Source organism: Dechloromonas denitrificans (genome assembly GCF_020510685.1).
Classification (GTDB): domain Bacteria; phylum Pseudomonadota; class Gammaproteobacteria; order Burkholderiales; family Rhodocyclaceae; genus Azonexus; species Azonexus denitrificans_A.
Genome location: NZ_CP075185.1, coordinates 2718597 through 2741048, shown reverse-complemented (window position 1 = coordinate 2741048; position 22452 = coordinate 2718597). Strand labels below are relative to the sequence as shown.

The 22452-nt window shown below is 60.8% G+C and carries 22 protein-coding genes and 1 tRNA gene; 12 read left to right on the top strand and 11 right to left on the bottom strand.

The genetic code is table 11. The features are described from left to right. Positions 1 to 9 precede the first annotated feature (9 nt). From KI611_RS13085 to KI611_RS13075, 3 genes are all read right to left on the bottom strand, one after another. Entirely contained in the window at positions 10 to 1029 is a 1020-nt protein-coding gene (locus KI611_RS13085; protein WP_226416098.1) for a class I SAM-dependent rRNA methyltransferase, read from the bottom strand. Positions 1030 to 1097: 68 nt separating this feature from the next. Beyond that, a complete protein-coding gene (locus KI611_RS13080; RefSeq protein WP_226416097.1) occupies positions 1098 to 1328 on the bottom strand; it encodes a hypothetical protein in 231 nt (76 codons plus the stop codon). Beyond that, positions 1322 to 1765: a rhodanese-like domain-containing protein gene (locus tag KI611_RS13075; RefSeq protein ID WP_226416096.1), complete on the bottom strand. Its 444-nt coding sequence runs from the start codon at positions 1763 to 1765 to the stop codon at positions 1322 to 1324. Before KI611_RS13075 ends, KI611_RS13080 begins: the two co-directional genes overlap by 7 nt. Positions 1766 to 1913: 148 nt before the next feature. Here KI611_RS13075 and KI611_RS13070 point away from each other — a divergent pair, with 148 nt between their 5' ends. Further along, positions 1914 to 2438 (top strand): YaeQ family protein, encoded by a 525-nt coding sequence (locus KI611_RS13070; RefSeq protein WP_226416095.1) that lies wholly within the window; start codon positions 1914 to 1916, stop codon positions 2436 to 2438. On the opposite strand, the gene KI611_RS13065 is transcribed toward KI611_RS13070, so the two are convergent. From KI611_RS13065 to KI611_RS13055, 3 genes are read right to left on the bottom strand one after another with little or no spacing between them, the layout of a single operon-like run. Beyond that, positions 2432 to 3148: a zf-TFIIB domain-containing protein gene (locus KI611_RS13065; RefSeq protein ID WP_226416094.1), complete on the bottom strand. Its 717-nt coding sequence runs from the start codon at positions 3146 to 3148 to the stop codon at positions 2432 to 2434. The genes KI611_RS13070 and KI611_RS13065 overlap by 7 nt on opposite strands. Next, positions 3145 to 5022 carry a peptidase U32 family protein gene (locus KI611_RS13060; RefSeq protein WP_226416093.1) on the bottom strand — a complete coding sequence of 626 codons (1878 nt, stop codon included), beginning with the start codon at positions 5020 to 5022 and terminating at the stop codon, positions 3145 to 3147. Before KI611_RS13060 ends, KI611_RS13065 begins: the two co-directional genes overlap by 4 nt. A 7-nt stretch (positions 5023 to 5029) precedes the next feature. After that, positions 5030 to 5860, bottom strand: a complete 831-nt coding sequence (locus KI611_RS13055; protein WP_226416092.1) for a class I SAM-dependent methyltransferase — start codon at positions 5858 to 5860, stop codon at positions 5030 to 5032. A 111-nt stretch (positions 5861 to 5971) separates the two neighbouring features. On the opposite strand from KI611_RS13055, the gene KI611_RS13050 reads away from it, so the two are divergent. After that, positions 5972 to 6250 carry a hypothetical protein gene (locus KI611_RS13050; protein ID WP_226416091.1) on the top strand — a complete coding sequence of 93 codons (279 nt, stop codon included), beginning with the start codon at positions 5972 to 5974 and terminating at the stop codon, positions 6248 to 6250. A 75-nt stretch (positions 6251 to 6325) separates the two neighbouring features. Here the strand turns inward: KI611_RS13050 and ettA are convergent, their stop codons facing one another. From ettA to KI611_RS13035, 3 genes are all read right to left on the bottom strand, one after another. Next, positions 6326 to 7990 carry an energy-dependent translational throttle protein EttA gene (gene ettA / locus KI611_RS13045; RefSeq protein ID WP_226416090.1) on the bottom strand — a complete coding sequence of 555 codons (1665 nt, stop codon included), beginning with the start codon at positions 7988 to 7990 and terminating at the stop codon, positions 6326 to 6328. Between the two features lie 101 nt (positions 7991 to 8091). Next, a complete protein-coding gene (locus KI611_RS13040; protein WP_226470935.1) occupies positions 8092 to 8724 on the bottom strand; it encodes an N-acyl amino acid synthase FeeM domain-containing protein in 633 nt (210 codons plus the stop codon). 32 nt (positions 8725 to 8756) lie between these two features. Next, positions 8757 to 9335: a bactofilin family protein gene (locus tag KI611_RS13035; RefSeq protein ID WP_226416088.1), complete on the bottom strand. Its 579-nt coding sequence runs from the start codon at positions 9333 to 9335 to the stop codon at positions 8757 to 8759. 357 nt (positions 9336 to 9692) lie between these two features. On the opposite strand from KI611_RS13035, the gene KI611_RS13030 reads away from it, so the two are divergent. From KI611_RS13030 to KI611_RS13015, 4 genes are all read left to right on the top strand, one after another. After that, on the top strand, positions 9693 to 11099 hold the full coding sequence (locus KI611_RS13030; protein ID WP_226416087.1) for an ATP-binding protein: 1407 nt from the start codon (positions 9693 to 9695) through the stop codon (positions 11097 to 11099). Further along, positions 11089 to 11640 (top strand): permease, encoded by a 552-nt coding sequence (locus KI611_RS13025; protein ID WP_226416086.1) that lies wholly within the window; start codon positions 11089 to 11091, stop codon positions 11638 to 11640. Before KI611_RS13030 ends, KI611_RS13025 begins: the two co-directional genes overlap by 11 nt. A gap of 14 nt (positions 11641 to 11654) precedes the next feature. Further along, positions 11655 to 13046, top strand: coding sequence for a sigma 54-interacting transcriptional regulator (locus KI611_RS13020; protein WP_226419909.1), 1392 nt, complete (start codon positions 11655 to 11657; stop codon positions 13044 to 13046). A gap of 184 nt (positions 13047 to 13230) precedes the next feature. After that, a complete protein-coding gene (locus KI611_RS13015) occupies positions 13231 to 13572 on the top strand; it encodes a BON domain-containing protein (protein WP_226416085.1) in 342 nt (113 codons plus the stop codon). Between the two features lie 39 nt (positions 13573 to 13611). Here KI611_RS13015 and KI611_RS13010 read toward each other — a convergent pair whose 3' ends face one another. Continuing rightward, complete coding sequence (locus KI611_RS13010) at positions 13612 to 13878, bottom strand: biotin/lipoyl-containing protein (RefSeq protein WP_226416084.1); 267 nt, start codon at positions 13876 to 13878, stop codon at positions 13612 to 13614. Between the two features lie 66 nt (positions 13879 to 13944). On the opposite strand from KI611_RS13010, the gene KI611_RS13005 reads away from it, so the two are divergent. Then, positions 13945 to 14021 (top strand) — tRNA-Arg (locus KI611_RS13005). A 187-nt stretch (positions 14022 to 14208) separates the two neighbouring features. On the opposite strand, the gene KI611_RS13000 is transcribed toward KI611_RS13005, so the two are convergent. Continuing rightward, positions 14209 to 14829 carry a hypothetical protein gene (locus tag KI611_RS13000; protein WP_226416083.1) on the bottom strand — a complete coding sequence of 207 codons (621 nt, stop codon included), beginning with the start codon at positions 14827 to 14829 and terminating at the stop codon, positions 14209 to 14211. A gap of 154 nt (positions 14830 to 14983) precedes the next feature. On the opposite strand from KI611_RS13000, the gene KI611_RS12995 reads away from it, so the two are divergent. Genes KI611_RS12995 through tagF form a run of 5 tightly spaced genes read left to right on the top strand, consistent with a single transcriptional unit; the run spans position 14984 to position 22448 of the window. Next, positions 14984 to 15829 carry a M15 family metallopeptidase gene (locus KI611_RS12995; RefSeq protein WP_226416082.1) on the top strand — a complete coding sequence of 282 codons (846 nt, stop codon included), beginning with the start codon at positions 14984 to 14986 and terminating at the stop codon, positions 15827 to 15829. Between the two features lie 42 nt (positions 15830 to 15871). Continuing rightward, the gene (locus KI611_RS12990; protein ID WP_226416081.1) at positions 15872 to 16138 is read left to right on the top strand and encodes a PAAR domain-containing protein; all 267 of its coding nucleotides are present in this window, start codon (positions 15872 to 15874) and stop codon (positions 16136 to 16138) included. A 19-nt stretch (positions 16139 to 16157) separates the two neighbouring features. Then, complete coding sequence (locus KI611_RS12985; RefSeq protein ID WP_226416080.1) at positions 16158 to 17582, top strand: hypothetical protein; 1425 nt, start codon at positions 16158 to 16160, stop codon at positions 17580 to 17582. A 13-nt stretch (positions 17583 to 17595) separates the two neighbouring features. Further along, positions 17596 to 21468 carry a type VI secretion system membrane subunit TssM gene (gene tssM / locus KI611_RS12980; protein WP_226416079.1) on the top strand — a complete coding sequence of 1291 codons (3873 nt, stop codon included), beginning with the start codon at positions 17596 to 17598 and terminating at the stop codon, positions 21466 to 21468. Continuing rightward, positions 21465 to 22448 carry a type VI secretion system-associated protein TagF gene (tagF, locus tag KI611_RS12975; protein WP_226416078.1) on the top strand — a complete coding sequence of 328 codons (984 nt, stop codon included), beginning with the start codon at positions 21465 to 21467 and terminating at the stop codon, positions 22446 to 22448. The genes tssM and tagF overlap by 4 nt, the downstream gene beginning before the upstream one ends. The last annotated feature ends 4 nt before the right edge of the window (positions 22449 to 22452 follow it).

Below are 22452 nucleotides of genomic sequence, written 5' to 3'. Positions count from 1 at the left end.
GGCCGTTCCTTAAACCCGCAGCAGGGCGATTTTCAGCGGCGGCTGGCCGTCGTGGCTGGGGAAATCTTCTTCCGGCGTGATCCATTCCAGTTCGCGGATGGTCCGGCCGGCTTTGGTCGCGCAGCGTTGCAGTTGATCGGCCCAGACCTCGCGCGAGATTTGTGCGGCGTTGTTGCAGCAGATCAGCGTGCCGCCTTCGGCCGTGCATTGCAGCGCCAGCTTCATCAGCGCCGCGTAGTCGTTGATGATGTCGACCACCCCGAAGGCGCTTTTGGCGTAGCGCGGCGGATCGAGGAACACCAGATCGAAGGCGTGCGGCTGGAGTTTCGGGAAGGCCGGCATTTTCTTGCCGCGCACCATCGCCGCCTGGCCGAGTCCGGCCAGCTGGCGCATCGCGGCAAAGGCATCGCTCTGCACGAAACGCAGGCGGATCGGCAGGTCGTTCAGGCGGGCATTGTCCTTGCCGACCTTGATGTTGGATTCGGAAAAATCGACATTCACGACATGCGTGGCACCGGCCTTGGCCGCCACCACACCAGCGCCGCAGGTATAGGCAAACAAGTTGAGCACTGATTTGCCGGCGGCTTCCTGCATGATCCGTCGCCGCCCGGCGCGCATGTCGAGGAAGAGCCAAGGATCCTGACCGGCGTGGCGGGCCTGGACCAGGTAACGGACACCCATTTCGTGAAATTCACGTGGCTTGTGGGCTTCGACCAGCACCTCGGCCGGCAGCGGATTGCAGATGCGCGAGTTGGCGTGGCTGCGGTCGTTATAGACGGCGACCAGGCCGGGCAGGGCGGCGGCGTAGAAGTTCTCGATTTCGACGCGATCGTGGCCATCAATCGCTTCGTGGAAAGTCTGGGTCAGCAGCAGGTCGCCGTAGCGGTCGATAGTCAGGCCGGGGCGGCCTTCCGTACTGCCGTTGAACAGCCGGTAGCCATTGGTATCTTCGGCCTGCAGACGTTCGATGAGCGGCTGGCGGGCGATGAAGGCCGCTTCCAGCAAAGAGGTAAGGCTTGCTTCGGGCATGATGATTTCCGGTGATTTGCAGCCATCAGTGCAGTCAGTGCTGCCGGAAAGCCGAGAAGCCGGGCATTCTACCGGAGCTTGCCGGCCCCGTCCGGTTTGTTGAGGACCGGCCAGATGCGCCAGTGCCCGCAGGCCGAGCGGGCACGCCGCTCGGAGTCGTGCCAGCCGCCATCCAGACAAAGGCCGCTGACGGTTTCCGCTTCGATATCGACCGTACCCGGTTGTGCGCCGGGCTGGCGCGCGCCTTGCCAGCAGGCACAACTGGCGCAGCGCTGGCGGTCGACGGCTTGGCTCAGCAAGTTTTCGCCGAGCGGCAAGCCGCGATGCTTTGGCTGGCCGGCACCACCGGAGCGCCACTGGCGATCCAGCCCTTGATGCCCGCTTTGACGTTGTAAACCGTGGCGTAGCCAGCCTGTTGCGACAGGAACTGGCTGACCGCCTTGGTCCGGTTGCCGGTGCGGCAGATGACGATGACCGGCTCGTTCGGCTTGGCGATCGGCGCGACCTTTTCCAGCCAGGCCGGGGCGTTGTGGCGGCCGCGTTCGTCGAAGAAGGTGAGCAGCGCGCTGCCGCCGACGATGCCGGTTTCCTCCCACTCCGATTGCAGGCGAATATCGATCACCGGCACACCATCCTTCAGTAGTCTGGCGAGCTCGGCATTGTCGATGTCGATGACTTCGGCGTGCGCAAGCAGCGAGGCAAGGCCGAGGCAACAGGTCAGGATCAGGCGGCGCATGGCAGACTCCGAAGGATTAGAGAACGCTGATTATAGAGCCGGATCAACGGCTTGGTCGGCGATGCTTGAGCGGGCAGCGAATAGCGTCAATCCTGGCCTTCTTCGAGGCGGTCGGCATGGGATAATCGCCGCTTTTTCGAGGACGGGCATGGCTATTAAATCCACCATCTTCAAGGTCGATCTGCAGGTGGCCGACCTTGATCGCGGGCACTTTGCCGACTACGCATTGACCGTCGCTCGCCATCCCTCGGAAACCGACGAGCGGATGATGGTGCGCCTGCTCGCCTTTGCCCTTTACGCCGGTCAGGACCTGCGCTTCGGCAAGGGTATTTCGACCGACGAAGAGCCGGCGCTGTGGGAGGTCGATCCGGCCGGTGTCATCCGCTTGTGGATCGAGGTCGGCCTGCCCGACGAAACGCGCATCCGCAAGGCTTCGCACAAGGCCGACCGGGCCGTCTTGCTGACCTATGGCGGGCGGGCGGTCGACATGTGGTGGAAGGCGAATGCCGATGCCCTGAAGCGCTTCGACAATCTGCAAGTCTGGCAGCTGTCGAGCGAGGAAGGGGCGGCGCTGGCCGGCCTGGCGCAACGCAACATGAAGCTGGCGTGCACTGTCCAGGAAGGGACGATTTATTTTGACGGGCTGGAGCTGAAACCGGTCAGGCTTCAGTGACGAATCAGGTTCCACACCAGTTCGGCGCCGGAGGCGATCAGGTCGCCCACGTCGAGAGTGTCCAGCGTATCGGCCTGGCGTTCGCGCTGGTAGCGTGAGCGCTCCTTCTCGCGCATGACGATGGCGTCGCCCAGCGCTTCGACGTCGGGCGTCGTGCGTTTGACTTCGGCCTGCTGATAGCGGGCCAGCGCCTGCTCGACGGCTGCCGGGTCGAGGATGGCAATCGGCGAGCGGCAATGGCCGCAGGCGTGCTCCTGGCGGATGTCGACCGGGGCGCCGCAGCCGGTACAGCGCACGATGCCGATCTTGGCGCTCAGCGCATCGATTTCCGCGGCGCTCAATTGCCGGACAAAGCCCTTTTCGATCATGAACTGGGCAAAGGTGGTGAACCGGCCGTGTTTCTGCAGGCAGCGGTGGTAATTGAAATGGCCGCCCTTGGCGACATCCAGGCCATGCAGCAGGCGCTCGTTGCAGCGCGGGCAATGCAACGGCTCACTGAGCGGCAGGCGCGGCTCGTCGCGGTGCTGGTGGATCAGCTTGAACAGCTCGATGATGCCGCCCGGCGTAATCTGCACGCTCTCGAAGTCGTCGAACCAGATGCCCTGGCAGGCGAAGCAGAAGTCGAGCTCGACTTCGCCGTACAACTGGCGCGCGAAGATTTTCTGCACCATTGGCTGCCGACAGGACGGGCAGTGGGCCGGCGGATTCATGCCGGGCGGATGGTGCCGAGGTTGAGTTTGACGCCCTTTTTCATCTTGCCGATAACGTGCATTTCGCAGGCCTTGCAGTCGAATTTCAGGATCAGTTTTTCGTTGCCGTTGACCAGTGTCATCGGGTCGGGCTTCAGGTGCTTCACTTCCTTCGGACAGAGATTGAAACTGTAACGCAGGCAGTGGCGGGTGATCATCAGCGAGACCATGCCTTTTTCCTGGTTGGCCTCGTAGGCATCGGCAATCAGTTTGACGCCGTGTTTCTCGTAAAACTGGCGGGCCTTGGCGTTGAAGACGTTGCCGAGGTAAGTCAGTTCGTCCTGCGGGTAGGTGACCGGGTTGGCTGCCGGCGTGGCGCGCGGCGGCCGCGGGTGGGCGGCCAGGCGGGCCGCCTCCAGCTGCTCGGTGGCTTCCCGGCGCAGCGCGTTGATCGCCCCGGTGGGCAGGAACCAGGCTTGCGACAACTGCAGTTCGGGTAATGCGGCGACGAACATCGTGTTGCCGAACTTGGCCAGTTGTTCGCTCAGACCGGCGACGGCGCGTTCGGCGTTCTTGGCGGCTTCCTTGGCGTGTGGCAGGTCTACCGTGACGCTGATGCCATCTTCGTCGCGCAGGGTCAGCGCAAAACCGTCGGCGGTTTCGGCAAACACCGGCTGCACCGAGACGTGGCGCTCGGCCGATTCCTTTTCCAAGGCCCGTTCGAAATGCTGGTCGTGATTGCGGAACAAGGTCGCGCCTTCGGTCAGCTCGGCCGGGACTTCGACCGGGAAGAGCTTGTTGCCTTCGACGCGATTGATCCGCACGCCGACGACCTCGCCATGGGCATCGTAGAAGCAGACGCCATCGCCATTGTTGAAATCGATCTCGGCATTGACGGTGAAATGGCCGGGGCCGATCGCGACGACTTCGCCGATCGGTTCGCCGACAAAACTTGGCGAGTCGAAGGCGCCGATGTCGTCCTGCCGGTCATTGGCAAAATAATCAGTGTAGCCGCGGTTGTAGGTCTTTTCCGGATGGGGCGTGAAGGTGTAGGTGCTGCGCCCCGAGGAAGCGCGGCGGAATTCCGGGTGTTGGGCGATGACGGCATCGAGCAGCGAGCGATAGTGCGCGGTGATGTTCTTGACGTAGCTGAGGTCTTTCAGGCGCCCTTCGATCTTGAACGAACTGACCCCGGCCTGGGCCAGCGCCAGGATGTTGGCGCTCTGGTTGTTGTCCTTCATCGACAGCAGGTGCTGGTTCTCGGTGATCACCTTGCCCTTGTCGTCGACCAGCGTGTAGGGCAGGCGACAGGCCTGCGAGCATTCGCCGCGATTGGCGCTGCGTCCGGTATGGGCGTGGCTGATGAAGCACTGGCCGCTGTAGGCGACACAGAGCGCGCCATGGACGAAATATTCGAGGGCGAGCGTTGTCTCGGCGGCGACCTTCTCGACTTCCTTGATGGTCATCTCGCGCGCCAGCACCACCTGCGAGAAGCCGGCATCTTCAAGGAATCTGACCTTGGCCGGGTTGCGGTTGTCGGTCTGCGTGCTGGCGTGCAGCTGGATCGGCGGCAGATCCAGTTCCAGCAGACCCATGTCCTGAATGATCAGGGCATCGGCGCCGGCCTGGTAAATCTGCCAGGCGAGTTGGCGGGCTTCTTCCAGCTCGTCGTCGCGCAGGATGGTGTTCAGGGCGACGAACACCTTGGCGTGGTAGCGGTGGGCGAAGGCGCACAGGCGTTCGATGTCGGCGAGCGTATTGCCGGCGCCGTAGCGGGCGCCGAAAGCCGGGCCGCCGATATAGACGGCGTCGGCGCCGTGCTTGATGGCTTCAATGCCGAAATCGGCGTTCTTGGCCGGGGCGAGCAGTTCGAGCGGGTGTTGGATGCGGGTCATGGGTGACTTAGTAGGTGAAGCGCGCCGCAAGTTCCTCGATATTGAACTCGCGCAGGATGGCTTCGGCCCGCTCGCGGGCGATCGTCTGACGTCCCTTCTTGGCGGCTGCCTTCGAGGCGATGATCAGCTCGTTCTTCATCGAGTGCTCCCAACCGACCAGTTCGGTGACCGTCACGTCGTAACCATGCGACTCGAGCAGAAGGCAACGCAGCACGTTGGTCAGGTGGCTGCCCAGCTCGCGGGTATGGATCGGGTGTCGCCAAAGTTCGGACAGCGGTTTTTGGGCCAGTGCGTCGTTCTTTCCGGCCCGCATCGCAGCGGCGACTTCGGCCTGGCAGCAAGGGACGAGGACGACATGGCGGGCTTCCTTGGTCAGCGCAAAACGGATCGCGTCGTCGGTCGCCGTGTTGCAGGCGTGTAGCGCGGTGACGACATCCACTCGGGCCGGCAGCTCCGGCGAGGTTAGCGAATCCTCGACCGTGCAGGCGAGGAAGCGCATGCGCTCAAAGCCAAGCCGGGCGGCCAGTGCGCGGGATTTGTCGACGAGCTCCGGGCGGCTTTCGATACCGATGATGTCACCGATGGCCCGGTTCTTGATACACAGATCGTAAAGGATGAAACCGAGATAGGACTTGCCGGCGCCATGGTCGACCAGCGTCTCGGCTTCCGCCAGCAGCGGTTCGATGAACTGGACCAGGTGATACACCTGCTTCAGCTTGCGGCGGGTGTCCTGATTGAGTTTGCCGTCGCGGGTCAGGATGTGCAGTTCCTTGAGCAGTTCTATCGACTGCCCGGGACGGATTTCCGGAATCTCGGCGGGAATGTTTTGCTTTTTCATGGGGCGTGATTATCGCATTCAAACTTCTATGACTTTCGTGTCAACCGAATTGAAATCCCCTCGTTATTAGGCTCATGGTGATCCAACACCGCACTTCAAACGGAGAAATAAATGGGCAGTCTGAGCACAGAGTCTTTCGAACAATTCCTGGATTCCTTGAAGAAAGCCGGCATCACGATTTCCAACGAAATCGAACTGCGCGAGCGGCTGGCTGAAGCTCAACGCTGGCGTTATGCCTTCCAGACACTGGCTGCCAATGGCAAGACCATCGGTATCAGTTTCGAAGATCATTCCGCCGGTGGCAACGAAGCCGAGATCGATCGCACTTTCAACGAATTCCAGTTTTCCGAAAAGACCAAGGCAGTCTTTTCCGCCAACCTGAAGCACTAAAAAGTTTACCGCGCCTCGCGCTACAGCGGGGCACAAGAAAGAACGGGCGCCAAATGGCGCCCGTTTTGCATGGCTTTAGCGGGTAATCGGCTTGTAGCGGATGCGCTTTGGCTTGGCACCTTCTTCGCCGAGGCGCTTCTTCTTGTCTTCCTCGTATTCCTGGAAGTTGCCGGTAAAGAAATTCCACTGCGAATCGCCTTCGGCCGCCAGGATGTGCGTACAGATCCGGTCGAGGAACCAGCGATCGTGCGAAATGACCATCGCACAGCCGGGGAACTCGAGCAGGGCGTCTTCCAGGGCGCGCAGGGTTTCGACGTCGAGGTCGTTGGACGGCTCGTCAAGCAGCAGGACGTTGCCGCCGGTCATCAGCGTCTTGGCCAGGTGCAACCGGCCACGTTCGCCGCCGGACAGATTGCCGACCAGCTTGCCTTGATCGCCGCCCTTGAAGTTGAAGCGGCCGATATAGGCGCGGCTCGGCATTTCGAATTTGCCGATCTGCAGGATGTCGCTGCCCTGGGCCAGTTCGTCGAACACCGTCTTGTTGCCGTCGAGGCAGTCGCGCGACTGGTCGACATAAGCCATCTTGACCGTGGGTCCGATGACGACTTCGCCGGCATCCGGCTGTTGCTGGTCGGTGATCATCTTGAATAGCGTCGATTTACCGGCGCCGTTCGGGCCGATGATGCCGACGATGGCGCCGGCCGGGATGTTGAAGCTGACGTTGTCCATCAGCAGCTTGTCGCCGAATGACTTGGTGACGCCGTTGAATTCGATGACCTTGTCGCCCAGACGCTCGCCGACCGGAATGAAGATTTCCTGGGTTTCGTTGCGCTTCTGGTATTCCTGGCTGGACAGTTCCTCGAAGCGGGCGAGACGCGACTTGGACTTGGCCTGACGCGCCTTTGGGTTGCTGCGCACCCATTCCAGTTCCTGCTTCATCGCCTTCATGTGGGCGTCGATCTGCTTGTTTTCGGTCTCCAGGCGGGCTTCCTTCTGCTCCAGCCAGGACGAGTAATTGCCCTTGTACGGGATGCCGTGACCGCGGTCGAGTTCGAGAATCCATTCTGCGGCGTTGTCGAGGAAGTAGCGGTCGTGGGTGACGGCGACCACGGTGCCCGGGAAGCGGACGAGGAATTGCTCCAGCCATTCGACCGATTCGGCGTCGAGGTGGTTGGTCGGTTCGTCGAGCAGCAGCATGTCCGGCTTGGCGAGCAGCAGCTTGCACAGCGCGACGCGGCGCTTTTCACCGCCCGACAGGTTGCCGATCACGGCCTCCCAGGGCGGCAGGCGCAGTGCGTCGGCGGCCAGTTCCATCTGGTTACCGGTGTCGGCGCCAGCGGTGGCGATGATCGCTTCGAGGCGGGCCTGTTCTTCGGCCAGCTTGTCGAAATCGGCTTCCGGGTCGGCGTAGGCGGCATAAACCTCGTCGAGCTTGGCTTGGGCCTGCATCACTTCGCCGAGCGCCGATTCGACTTCTTCCTTGACGGTCTTGGCTGGGTCGAGCTGTGGTTCCTGCGGCAGGTAGCCGATCGAGACGCCGGCCAGATGCTGGACTTCACCGTCGTATTCCTTGTCCACGCCGGCCATGATCTTCAGGACGGTCGACTTGCCGGAGCCATTCAGGCCGAGCAGGCCGATCTTGGCACCCGGGAAGAAGGAAAGGGAAATATCCTTGATGATCTGCCGCTTGGGCGGCACGATCTTGCTGACGCGCAGCATCGACATTACATATTGGGCCATGGGTCCGTCTGGGGGCGTTGAAAGACCGCCAGTTTACCCAAGAAGCCGCTGCCCGAACACCATTCTGCAGCGGCGCGGCAATTTGCTTGGCCGCAGGCGGTTTAGGCGGCCTTTGCGGCGGCGAATGATTCGGGGATCGTGTGCTGCAGGTTGCGATGAAGCAGGATGGCCGGCGCTTCAACTCGCGGGCAAATGCGCAATGGCCCGATGCGCGAGAAGCCCCATTCGCGCTGGTAATAGCGGCTATGCCGCGGATTGACTTCGACGACCGCGTCGCTCGCGTCGAAGTGCGAACGTGACAGCAAGTACGCGGTGTGGAAAAGTTTCTGCAGAAGGGCCGGCGAACTGAATTCCGGATCGGTAGCCAGCCGGGAGTATTCGCAAATCCGCAGCTGCTTTGCGCGTAGCGCGGCAATTTCGTCCCTGTACAGCGTTTCGCAAAGAAGCTCCGTACCGTTGTCGGGCGACAGGGTCAGGGTTGCGGCCAGTTCATCATCCTGCCAGGCGGCAATCGTGATCCGCTCGGCGTGACCCGGCGACGGCGCGAGGGGTTCGGCACGATAGCCGCGCCAGGCATACATGCGGCGAACGAGCAGGTCAGAGGCAAGTCTTTCCTCGGTGCTGCTGACCCGGCGAACGACCAGTCCCGCCGAGCGGAGCCGCGTCGTTGACGACAATGTCGCTATAACGGGAGCTTGCTTGCCGGCAGTGTAATGGAGTGATGCACTTTGCATGGCACGGATTCTATGTCGGGAGGTGAGTTGATTCAACCAGCAACTGCGTTGAGGGTTGGCACAAAGTCGCTGACTGGGCGAGGCGGAGTACGATTTTCTGCCGAGATGGCGTTGATATCGCCACATAGTTCACCGCCTTCGTCGATGACCAGCTTGCCGTAACGGATCTTGCCGCTGACCCGGCCGGTGGCGTGAATGATCAGTTGGGAGCGGGCGGTTAGTTCGCCTTCGAAGGCGCCATGAATCTCGGCGATATCGATACTGACTTTACCGGCAAACGAGCCCTGGTCGGCAATCCGGATGACACGGCTATCCATGGTCGCTTCGACGCGACCTTCGACGACCAGCGTATCGCAATCGAGAATTTCCGCCCCTTTCAGCTTGACGTCGGGACCGACGATCAGGCGGGCTCCCATGACGTTTTCGGGATTGCCGGCCGGCTCGACCTGCGGCGCTTTGCTGACGGCGGCCGGCTGCTTGGCTGCGGCTTCGAGTGCACTCTTCGTGGTGAGATCCGCATTGTTAACCGCCGCGTTGTTGCCGAGCACGGAACTGACATCCTTGCGGGTGATCAGGTCGTTACGATTGCCTAGGCTGGGTTTGTTGAACATGAAATTCCTCGCTGGAGTGGTTGGCATGATGAATCGTCGAGGGTCAAATGCGATAACCGTGCCATGAGGATTATTTCCATATAAAACATGTCGTTGCATGAGTTATCTAATTTGGGTTCTTTAATCCGACGGGGGATATGTCGCTGTTTGGCGACAGGTATTTTTCGCTTTTCCCGGAAAACCGGATAGGCTGTGACTGCAGCTTGTCGCAATTTGGCGACATGTTTTGTAAGTAATTGATTTTATGTTGTTAAGTTTGTTTTGTGTAGCTCAGGGTTAGTGGTTTTCTGTGCCGGCGTTACTCCTCGAGAAGGCGCCGCTGCGGTGTACACTTCAATTTTCAGGAAAACCTCTGGGATGAACCGAATTTCATTTCGTCTGGGCATGCTGATCGGCTTTGCCGTCATCGTTCTGCTCCTGGGCGGGGCTGCGTTGCGAAGTTGGCTGGTCGTCGAGCGTCTGGTCGCGCAGAGTCGAACGAGCAGCGAGCAGGCGATCCAGTTGACTGCGGCAATTCAGGAACTGGCGGAGCGCACCATCGATATCGAGCGGAGTGCCCGTCAATATCTGGTGCTCGACGACCCGGCTTTTCGCCAACGCTTTGACGAACATCTGGCGCTCTCTCTTGCCCTCGTCGACCGACTGGATACGCTGGCGGCAGAACCTTTGTCGCCTTTGCTCGGCGGTTGGCGGATGGTTTCCGAAGCGCTGAAGGGAGGACTCGAGAACCGGATCAGCAAGGGCGAGCTGGCGCCTTTGCTGGGCCGTCTGGTTGAGCTGAATGGATTGCTGAAACAGGCCGGGCAGCGCTGGATAGAGGCCGAGAAAACCCGCCTTCTCGAAGATCTGGAGGCGAACCGCCTGCATCTCGGGGGGCAGATTGCGCTTGCCCTGGCCGGCGCCTTTCTGGTCGCGCTGGTCATGGGCTGGTGGCTGGTCCGGCCGGTCCGGCAACTGGAGCAGGCGATCATCCGGCTTGGCGCCAATCGCTTCAATGAGACCATTACCGTTGGCGGGCCGGCTGACCTCCGGCAGCTCGGCGTACGCCTTGACTGGCTCAGGCAGCGCTTGTCCGAACTGGAAACGGACCGCGAAAGGACCTTGCGGCATGTCTCGCATGAGCTGAAAACACCGCTCACCGCGCTGAAGGAGGGGGTTGCGCTGCTTCGGGAAGAAGTGCCGGGGCCGTTGGCCGGCAATCAGCGCGAGGTCGTCGATATTCTTCAGCACAATGTCGTCAGCTTGCAGCAACAAATCGAGAGCCTGCTCAGCCTCAATGCCGCAGCATTCGAGGCGCGTCGGCTTCGCCTGGCGCGTGTCGACTTGCCGAAATTCATGGCCAGTGTCGTGCAACGTCGGGACTTTCATGCTCAATCGCGGCATTTGAAGGTGCTGGTCGAAGCACTCAAACTGGACAACGTAATGCTCGACGCCGAAAAAATGGCCGTGGTACTTGATAATCTGCTGTCGAATGCAATCGACTTCAGCCCCGAAGGTGGCGAGGTCCGGCTCGTGGTTACCCGCTCCGACGCCTGCCTGCATTTTGAATGCATCGACCAGGGGCCCGGTGTTGCCAGCGAGGACCGGCTGCGAATTTTCGATCCCTTCGTTCAGGGCCAGCGGCAGGCGCCGGCACAACGCCAGGGGAGCGGGGTAGGGCTTTCCATCGTTCGTGACCTCGTCCGTGCGATGGGCGGTAAGGTCTCACTGCTTCCCGCCGAGAAAGGCGCTCATTTTTGTGTGGAACTACCTGATGAACAGTAATTTCTGGCGCGACCGTTCGGCATGGTGGCCGAGCATTTCGGCGCTTGTCCTGAGCCTCTCGCTGGCCGCGTGCGCCGTTAGTCCTCCGGCACCGCGTCCGCTCCGTTTCGACGAGCCGGGAGCACTTCCCGTCCTTGCCTATTACCAATTGCTTTCCCGCATGACGCCAGCCGAACTGGCGCGGGAGCGCATGGTGCTGGCGGCGCTGCCGCCGAATCCCAATACCCAGCTCCGGATGGCCATGCTGTTTGGTCACCCCCGGGCCCCGCAGGATCTTGGCAAATCGCTCGGCTTGCTCGATCACTTGCTGAAATCCAGCGATCCGGCGGCCATCGGTCTGCAGCCGCTGGCCCGCATGCTGGCCGACAATTACAGCGAGCGCCAGAAACTGGAAGGGCAGGTCGACCGTCAGACTCAGCAGTTCAAGGAAAGCCAGCGCAAGGCGGTCGAGTTGCAGGAAAAGCTCGATGGTCTGGCCGATATCGAACGCACCTTGCCGGCGCGTTCGCGCTCCGGCCGGTCGGCAGGAGCTGTCCGGTGAAGGCGGAATCGGAAATGGCCGGCGCCCATATTCTGGTCGTCGATGATGACGAGGATATTCTCCGCCTGCTCTCGATGCGTCTGCGGGCCCGTGGCTTTCGGGTGTCGGGGGCGGGTTCGGCCGAGGAGGCCTTGGCTCGCCTGGCGGTCGATCCGCCGCGTATCGTGATCAGCGATGTTCGTTTGCCGGGCCGTGACGGTCTGGCGCTGTACGAGGAAATCCGGGCGACGCGTCCCAGCTTGCCGGTCATCCTGCTGACGGCCCACGGCTCGATTCCGGACGCGGTCGATGCCACTTCGCGAGGGGTATTCGGCTATCTGACCAAGCCTTTCGACAGTCAGATACTGCTCGGAAAAATCGACCAGGCGCTGCAGCTGTCGGCCCCGGCCCTGCCGGTCGACGCGTCCGTCGGCAGCGGGGCCGGTAGTCGTTCCGAAGATTGGCAGGACGGTATCGTTTTTCGTAGCAGCCAGATGGCGGAGCTGATGGCTGAAGCGCGGATGGTTGCTGCTTCCGAAGCCAGTGTGCTGATCCGCGGCGAAAGCGGCACCGGCAAGGAGGTCCTGGCTCGGGCAATCCACCGCGCCAGTCCGCGCGGCAAGGGGCCTTTCATCGCCATCAATTGCGGCGCCATTCCCGAACAATTGCTGGAGTCCGAACTGTTCGGACACGTCAAAGGGGCCTTCACCGGTGCCGGCAACAACCGGGTCGGGCTGATTCAGGCGGCCAATGGCGGGACGCTGTTTCTCGATGAAATCGGTGACATGCCGCTCTCCCTGCAGGTCAAGTTGCTGCGCGTTCTTCAGGAGCGGGTCGTGCGACCGGTCGGGGCGACGCATTCCGAGCCTGTCGATGTCCGTCTGCTTTCAGCGACGCATCGCGATCTTGATGCCGCGATGGCGCAGGGACAGTTCCGGGAAGACCTGTATTACCGGCTCGACGTTGTGTCATTGACGCTGCCACGCCTGGAAGAGCGGCGCGAAGACATCCCGTTGCTGGCCGCCCATTTCGTCCAGCTCATTGCGGCCAAGTATGGCAAGTCGATTACCGGCTTTGCGCCGGATGCGCTCGAGGCACTGGCTACTGCGGCCTGGCCGGGCAACGTTCGGCAGCTCTACAATGTCGTCGAGCAAAGCTGCGCGCTGACATCGACACCGCTCATTCCGCTCTCGCTGGCGCAGCGCGCCCTGCGGGTGCCGGCCATGGAGGCGCTGAGCTATGCCGACGCGAAGCAGCGTTTCGAGCGCAACTATCTGGTTCAACTCCTCAAGCTGACCGATGGCAGTGTCGCCGATGCGGCCCGGATTGCCGACCGCAACCGTACCGAGTTCTACCGGCTGCTGCAAAAACACGATCTGACCCCGGCCATGTTTCGCAGCGATGGCGACGCTGTCGCCGAACGCTGATGGCTGGAAGCCCCATCGAGCCCTTGTGGTTGTCCGGATGGGCGAATCAATGTCGCCAGCCGGCGACGGAATCACCGTTATTGATTTTTGATTTTTCTGTAAGTAATTGATTAATTGTTTATAAGTAATCATGGCATGAACTTCGCGTTACTCCTGTCGTGTTGAATCTTTCTAGGAGTAAGCGATGATCAAACGTAGTCTTGTTCTGGCCGGCCTTGTGCTCGCCATCGTCCTGGGTAGTCTGGGCTTGACTGCCTTTGCCACCGACAATCCGCCAACTATCGCAGCCCTTGGGGCGGCCGGCGATGTGCTCGATTCGACGCTGCACGACAAGGTGGACACCTTGTTGCGCACGGATGTCGGGCTGGCCGGATCGCAGTTTCGCGTGAACGCCCGGACGGGGGTGGTCACCGTCGGCGGCACTGTTCCCGACGAGCATTCGTTGCGCCGGGCGCTCGATCTGGCCAGCGGGGTACGCGGCGTTCGCGAGGTGCGCAATGCGATGGAGATCGAATCCCCAAAATGATGCCGGGGGACGCTTCCCTGCCGTTCTGGATGGCCTTGCTCAGGCTGATTCCAGCGTTACCAGCAGCGCTCCCTCGTCAACTGTATCGCCCGCTGTGACATGCAGTTCAAGAACCCGGCCAGCGTAGGGGCTCGGAATGTCGAGCGCCACCTTGCCGGTTTCCAGAGTCAGGATATTGTCGTCACGTTCGATCAAGTCGCCGACATTGACCAGTGTCTCGAGAATAAATACGTTGCCACTGGCGCATGAGCCGCAGCTTTGCCAGCACTCGGGATACTTGGGCATGCGAATGGAGAGGGCGCTCATCAAATTTTTTCCGGGGAAACTGTTGCATTCTACGCTCGCATCCGTATAATGCGGCGCTCTTGCAGTGCGCCCGTAGCTCAGCTGGATAGAGTACTTGGCTACGAACCAAGGGGTCGGGCGTTCGAATCGCTCCGGGCGCACCAAAAGAAAAGCATTTAGGCCAATCTCTGATTGGCCTTTTTGCTTTTCTGGGGGCGGAATTGGGAAGCGTTTTCCCCCAAACTGTGCTTTCGCTTCTATTAGTCCGCCTCCATTCGTTGAGGCGGGGAGGGCGTTCGAGCGAATGTCTCTCTGCAGGCTGCAGTCGCCGCGCTCGGCGAGTGCGTCGCCTTATTTCACAATGGCCGTAATGATATCGATATCCCGCTCGGCAGGCTTCTTTTCGGCTTTGGCAGTGCGTGTGCCATCGGCAGTTGAGCGCTTTGCCGTGTTTCTTGACGATTTGGCTGAGCTGTTCGTTGTCTTCGGGTGTTGATCGGTAGCGACCGTTTTTTGTTTGCTGACCGGTGCGGGCGTATTTCCGGTTGGCTGTTCTCCCCGTGTTTTTTCCAGTTCCATCTGCATTGCCAGCAAGGCGCTCTGCTCGCTGGCCTTGTTTAATTTTCGCTCGCCTTGGTTTTCGCGGATTTCCGCAGTTCCTGGCGCGGCGGGGGGCGGTGCCAGATTGCTGGGCGCCGATGCGGCTGAGGCTGAGGATTCGGCTGTGCTGACTGCGGTCGCCACGGTGTCATTGGTCGCAGGGAGGTGCTGGCCCGATTGATTGGTCAGAAATAGCCCGATCGCACCGCCTGAGAGCAGGAGCAGGACAAGCATCCAGACAGTTTTATTGCCCTTGCTCGCGACGCGAGCGTTGTGGTGAATCGTTGCGTTCTGGGGGTCGAGGTCGCGCAGGATACTCATCGATTTGCTTTCATTCTGTTCCAGGCCGGAATTGTGCCGTGAGTTGGTCATGAAGATGCATCTGGAATTAAATTTTACTATAATATGCCGTTAGCAATACCATTCGGGTATTCATTTGTACTAAAATTGCTGGCCTTTTGATTTGTTCTGCTGTTTTTTATGTTCGCAAACAGGGTTCCATGTCAATTCTCATAAAGGTTTGCGCGTGATCTTGGCCACCAGTTTTGCCTATTTTTTACTTGTTTCGATTGGCGTCGTGCTGTTCGTTTTTCCAGGCTACCGGTCGCGTGTCGTGACTACGTTGTGGCTCGTCATCAGTAACGGATGGGCCCCCTTAGCCAACCTGGCACAAAGGTTTGGGCGATTCCTTCAGTTGATGTATTCGGGCGGGGAGCACCGCCTCGGCGGGTATGGGAGATTCATCGCGGCGCATCCGCTCCTGGTGGGGAGTGCCTTGCTGATGATCGTGGCCCCTTCATTGCTCGCCGTGCTGCTTCGCGGGCCGGCGGTTTTCGATTTTGCTGACGATGCAGGAATAACTGACCGGCAGATTGCCGTCCTGCTCGAGGGGGAACAACTGGTGCCGCCACCGCCGCTCCCCCCGGACGTCTTTACGACACGCGAGGTGGAGCAGGTGCGTCCGGATGTCGTCCATGCCAGTCGCAACTGGAATTTGATGGATCAGGAGTTCACCCAGCGTCTGCTGGTGGTGTTCAAGCTGATGAAGGAGCGCCACGGCTACGAGATGGTGCTGATCGAGGGCTATCGCAGTCCCGAACGGCAGGCCAAGTTGCTGGAGCAAGGAGGTCATGTGACGCAGGTCGGGGCCAACATGAGCTATCACCAGCACGGTTTGGCTGCCGATTCTGCTTTTTTCAGGGACGGCAAAGTGGTCATTTCCGAGCGCGATCCATGGGCGATGCGTGGCTATGAACTCTATGGCCAGGTTGCCGAGCAGGTCGGGCTGACCTGGGGGGGGCGGTGGAAGATGCAGGATTACGGGCATGTTGAGCTGCGCCGCAAGGGCGTTCTCGGGCGGCCTGCCCAATAGCTGTCCGTTGGCCGGACATTCGCGACCTAGTCGGAGTAATAAATGACCAGACCTTTTATTCTTTTGGGCGACAAGACCGATCACGGCGGTGTTGTTATCTCGGCCTCCGAGTCGAGCGACTGCGATGGCAAGGGGATTGCCCGCATCGGCGATCGGGTTACCTGCCCGAAAAAAGGCCACGGTAGTGTTACGACAATTGTCACGGGTGATGCCACTGCGCTCATCGATGGCCGCCCGGCGGCCCGCCATGGCGACAAAACCGCCTGCGGGGCGACCTTGATCGCCAGCCAGTCGCTGACGACCGACTGACGAATAGCAACTCACCACTATGCGCTCTTCGCTATTCAGAATACTTGGCGGCAGCCTGCTGACTTTTGCCATTGTTTGGGCGCTCGTCCTGGCCTGGTGGCAGTCGAACGACTACGAGCCGAGCAAGGTCGATCTGGCGCTATACCTCGGCGCCTTGCCGCTCGCGCTGGTCGGTGGCTACTTGTTGCTGCGCGGTTTCATCGAGCATATCAAGGCACCTCCGCCGGTTGTTAGTCCTGCAGCCCCATCGTCCGTCAGCGATGATGATCCGTTGGCCGGCACTCGGGCCAAGACTGCAGCGGCCGAGCGCACTTTCTCGCTGTGTCTGGTCGAGACCTGCATGACGTTGCCGGCTGGGGCTTCGGATGATGAAATTCTGTCTGCCATTGAGGCCGGCAAGCGTCCAGGGCCTAGTTCGCGGCTGAGCGACGATGCCGGTTTTCCCGTGTTTCTTGCCGAGGTGCAGGATATCGATGTCGATGCGATGACGGAAAAGTTGTCCGAAGATGCCGGGCCGATTCGTCAGTTGGTTGACCAGCCAAGCATGGTGCGGGCGTTGGCGCTGCTCGATGGCACGATGGTAAGAGCGCGGGAGTCGGTCGAAGCGATTTTTGCGCAAAGTGCGGAAAAGCTCCGCCTCCATCTCCTCTGGCTAGTGCCGGCCGACTGCAATCCAGCGCATTTTCCCGGCATGCGTATTTGGCTGCAGCTGAATTACTGGTCAAAGCTGGATAAAACCGATCTGGATATCACGCTGGTCCCGGCGGCCAACGAGGCCGACGCCATGCGCCAGGTGGATGAGATTATCCTGCGGGCCAACCGCGACCCGTCGCCTAATGAACTGGTCCTGATCGTCGGCGCAGTTTCGGCGGTGGACGAGCTGACCGTCGAATCCTGGGCGGCCGGTAACCGGTTGTTCTCTGCCCAGCACCAGGACCGGCGGATTCCAGGCGAGGGGGCTATTGCCCTGCTATTCGCCACGCGGCATCTGGTCGAGCGTCTTCACCTCGACGGGGCCTCGGTGATCAGCCGGGTCAGTCATGGCGCTCGGGACAAATCGCTGGATGCCGGTGGCCGCATCGGCGGCAAGTTGATCACCCAATTGGTTGCTGGTCTGCTCGATGTCACGACTATCGACAGCACGCAGATCAAGTCGGCGGTATTCGATAGCGACCACCGCGCCAATCATGTGGCCGAAGCGATGGAAGGTTTGGGCGAGGCGTTCGAGCATCTTGATCCGGCCAAGGACTGCCTTGCCATCGGAACAGTCAATGGCGCCCTTTCGCCGATCGGCAGCCTGGTTGCGCTGGCCTGCGCCAGGGCCAAGGTGCTGGCCGATCAGGCGCCGGTGCTCTGTGTCAGCAACCAGCACGAACTCGACCGGGCTGTGCTTCTCGCCATGCCTTTTGTCGCCGCAAATAAAACCGAACCCAGTAGCATTTGAGCAAAGTCCATCCATGATGTCCCGAATCCGTTCCCTCCTGACCGACTCCCGTTTTCTTTCTTTCGTTGGCGTGGCCGCTGTCGCTGCCTTCTTCTTCCTCGGCGCCAAGACGCTGAAGGTGGCGATGATCTGGGCGGCGCTGGCCAGTGCCGTTATCCTGGTCGCCTGGATCGCCGTCTGGCTGATCCGCCGACAACGGGCCCGGAAGGCCGGCGAGGCGATCGGTTCGATGCTCGAACAGCAGGGCGAGGCCGCACAGAAGCGGGCCGGCGCAGCGGCCGGTGCGGAGATCGAAACGCTGAAGCAGCGGATGCAGGAAGCGGTCAAGACGATCAAAACGTCGAAGCTCGGTCAGCTGTCCGGTTCGGAGGCGCTCTACGAGTTGCCCTGGTACATCACCATCGGCAACCCGGCCGCCGGGAAAAGCACCGCCATCGTCAATTCCGGACTGAAGTTTCCCTATGATGACGGTGGCAACGCGATCATCAAGGGCATCGGCGGGACGCGCAATTGCGACTGGTTCTTTACCACCGAAGGCATCTTGCTCGACACGGCGGGGCGCTACTCAGTGCATGAAGAAGACCGCGAAGAGTGGCTGGGTTTTCTCGGCTTGCTGAAAAAGCACCGGCCGCGCGCGCCGATCAACGGAATCATCGTCACCGTCAGCATCGGCGAACTGATGGGCAATTCGCCGACCTTCGCAGTCAATCTGGCCAAGAGCCTGCGCCAGCGCGTCCAGGAGCTGACCGAAAAACTGGAAGTTTTCGCTCCGGTCTATGTCCTGTTCACCAAGGTTGACCTGATCCCCGGCTTCCATGACTTCTTCCTCGATCTCGACTGGAACGAGCGTGACCGGGTGTGGGGGGCGACCATTCCCTACGACAAATCGAACGGCAATGAACTGATCACGCTGTTCGACCGGCATTTCGACGAACTCTACGAGGGGCTGCGGGCGATGAGCGTCGCCCAGTTGTCGCGGGTGCAGGGCGAGAACTCCCTACCCGGGCTGCTCACATTTCCCTCCGAATTCGCGGCCATCAAGCCCGCCCTGCAAGCCTTCCTGGCTACGCTGTTTGAAGACAATCCCTTCCAGTTCAAGCCGGTTTTCCGCGGTTTCTACATTACTTCGGCAATCCAGTCGGCCGACATCAAACCGCTGTCCAACGACCGGATCATGCGGAAGTTCGCGCTGGCCGGGGGTGGAACGCCGCCGGTTCGGGCGGCGCTCAACCACGGTTACTTTCTCAAGGAACTCTTCTCGAGTGTCGTCTTTCCCGACCGCAATCTGGTTCGCCAGCACACCAGCAAAGCCAAGCTTCAGTTGCGCCAGTTCGCCGTGCTCGGCGCCTTGTGTCTGCTCGGACTCGCTATCGGCGGGTGGAGCTGGTCTTATCTCAACAATCGCAGCCTGCTCGAGAATGTCGCGCAGGATGTCGCCAAGGCGGTGCGGGTACAGGAGGGACGGATCGATCTCCAGTCGCGTCTCGAAGCCCTTGAGATTTTGCAGGATCGCCTCGGGCAGCTCGAGCGCTTCAACGAGGATCATCCGATATCGATCGGCTTGGGTCTCTACCAGGGCGAGCAGATGGCCGATCACTTGCGCCGCGAATACATGGCCGGGGTCAGTAATGTGATGCTGGTGCCGGTTCGGGAAAACCTTGAAGCTTTCCTCCATGAAGTGAATGCGCATGGCGACCATCTGAAACCGCAGGCCGAGGCCGTCGGCAACTCGGCCGTTCGGCCATCGGGTCCGAAGCCTTACAAGGATGCCACGCCTTCCGATGTGGAAGATGGCTACAACGCGCTGAAGACCTATCTGATGTTGTCCAGTCGCGAACATATCGATGTCGGTCACCTGTCTGACCAGATCACTCGTTTCTGGCGCGGCTGGCTCGAGGCCAACCGGGGCACGATGAGCCGCGAGCAGATGATCCGTTCGGCCGGCCGGATTCTTTCTTTCCATTTGGAACATGCGAACGATCCGGCCTGGCCGACCATCGAGAACAATCTGGCGCTGGTCGACGAAGTGCGCGACAAGCTGCGCCAGGTGGTGCGCGGCATGCCGGCCGCCGAGCGTGTTTATGCCGAGATCAAGGCGCGGGCGTCGACGCGCTTCGCCCCGGTAACGGTGGCCAATCTCGTGGGGCCCGACAATGCCGCATTGGTCGCCGGTAGCCATGTCGTTTCCGGCGCCTTTACCGTCGAGGCATGGCGGGAGTATGTCCAGCCGGCAATCAAGGACGCGGCGACCAGCGAGCAGAAAAATGCGGACTGGGTGCTGCAGACATCGACCAAGGACGACCTGACGCTAGAAGGCAGCCCCGAGCAGATTCAGAAATCGCTGATCGCCATGTACAAGCGCGACTACGCCGAGGAATGGAAACAATTTGTCCAGGGCATCACGGTGGCTTCCTTCGAAACCTTCCCGGCGGCGGTGGCGGCAATGAACCGCCTGGGCGATGCCCAAACTTCGCCGGTCGGGACGCTGATCAAGGTGATTTTCGATCAAACGGCCTGGGACCATCCGGCGATGGCCAATCTGGGACTGGATAAAGCACAAAAGGGCTTTATCGAATGGTTCAAGCGGTCGGTACTGCAGATGTCGCCGAGCCGTGTCCAGGTCGACCTCAATGTTTCGGCGAAAACCGCAGAGGTGCCGATGGGGCCGATCGGCAAGGAGTTTGCGGGGGTCGGCCGACTGGTCATGCCGCGTGACAAGTCAGACCCCTTGCTCGACACCTATCTGAAGCAGCTTTCCAAGATACGTACCCGATTGAACCAGTTGAAAAACCAGGGCGATGCCGGGACCGGGGCGCTCAAGCTGATGCGCGAGACGATCGACGGCGGCTCCTCGGAGCTTTCGGAAACCCTGCGTTTTGTTGATGAACAGATGCTGACCGGGATGCCGGACAACCAGCGGGCAGTGCTTCGCCCGTTGTTGCTGCGGCCCTTGCTGCAGTCCTACGCAGCGATCATCAAGCCGGCTTCGGAGGAGCTCAACAAGACTTGGGAGGCCCAAGTATACGAGCCATTCAATCGCAAGCTGGCGATCAAGTATCCGTTTGCTGCAGGCTCGAACATCGAGGCCTCGCCGGCCGAAATTGCCCAGGTATTCGGACCGGAAGGCGCTATCGCCAAGTATGTCGAATCGGCCATGGGGTCGCTCGTCGTGCGCCGAGGCAACACTGTCACGCCGCGCACCTGGGGTGATCTTGGCTTGGTCCTGCAGGCCGAGTTCATGAACGACTTCGCCCGCTGGGTCTCGCCGCTCGAAGGGGGCGCCGCCTCCGATGCCGGAGCCGGGGCCGGCGGCGCCAGTCAGGCGCAAACGGTCTTCATGGTGCGTCCGCAACCCTCGCCAGGAACCACCGGCTATGTCATTGAAATCGATGGGCAAAAACTGAATTACCGTAATGGCGTGGCGCAGTGGGCCAATTTTGTCTGGCCGAATGCCAGCGGGACACCCGGTGCGCGCATCACGGCCACAACCTTCGAAGGCAAGATCGTCGAAATCATCAATATTCCGGGGCGTTTCGGCCTGGAGAAAATGCTCAACTCGGCCAAGCGTGCCCGGCAACCGGACGGCACTTTCCGACTGTCCTGGGTGACGGATGGTGTCGAGATCGATGTTGATATGCGTCTGGTCAGCAGTGCCCAGGCTCAGGTCGCATCGGCCAAGAGCGAGGCGGGTGGCGGTATGCGTGGGCTGAGCGGCCTGGTGCTGCCGCGTACCGTAGCGGTTGCCACGGCGCCTTCCAGTGTGGCCAACGCGGCAGAGTCCCCGGTTGCCAATGCCGCCACGCCTCCCGTCGTGCCGCCAGCCGCACCGGCCGGCGTTGCACCACCCGGGCTGGCCGCCGCAAAGTTGCCAGGGAGTGGGCAATGAGCAATGTGATTGCCTCGCCGGCAACCTGTTTCGGCAAGATTCCGTCGCGCGGCGACTTCGTCAAGGGCGCCGGCCAGCACCAGTTGATCACCGTTCTTGATCGCTGGGTCTCGCGGGCCATGGAGCAGCTATCCGAAGACCCGCGCTGGAAGATCGTTTACGACAGTGCCTGCGCGGTCGATTTCGCCTTTATCGGCGCCCATAGCCGACTGTCGGTCGCCGGTCATCTGCGGCCGAGTACCGATTCCTCGGGACGGCACTTCCCGTTCATTACCGCCGCAACCATTGAACGCGACGATTCGCTGATGTTCCGTTGCGCACCGGTTGGTCTGGCCTACTCCTACGCCGCATTGGCCAGAATTTCGGAATCCGGCGTCAAGGGGGGCGAAGTGGCTACCTTGCTGGCGGAGCTCGACACGGTCAATTGTGCGGCTGATTTTGAAACCGCGATCCAGACCGATCCGCTCGGTAATTTCGTGCGCCGGACGTCTCTCGAATCGCTGGCGGCCATGCTGGGCTGGTCGGGTGCCGAGCAACTGCGGCGGATCATTCTGGCCATCGGCTTGCTGATGCGTCCCGTCCTGGGGCAGGGCTCGGTTGCCATCGACAAGGATCTCGTTTTGCCATTGCCGGTCGACGAACGTTATCGGAATCTGGTCGCCGGCCTGTGGCTCTATCTTGTCTCGGCCTTTCTGCGCAAGACGACCGTCGAATTGCAGCTGATCATCGAACGACGCGCCGAATCTCCGCACTTGATCCTGGGCTTCAATGGTGCCGCACCGAGCACACTGCTCGCGGCCATTTCGCCGGAAACCAGCGTCGACAGGATCATCGCGTTGGTCGATCCGGAGTGGATCGACGATCAAGCCGCGCTGAGCAACGACTACGGCGTCGCCAAGCTCTCCACCTATCTCGCGCAACCGGCGATTACGCTGGAACTGGCGATCACTACATTCAGAGAAGTTTTCCTCGGGGAATAGGCAT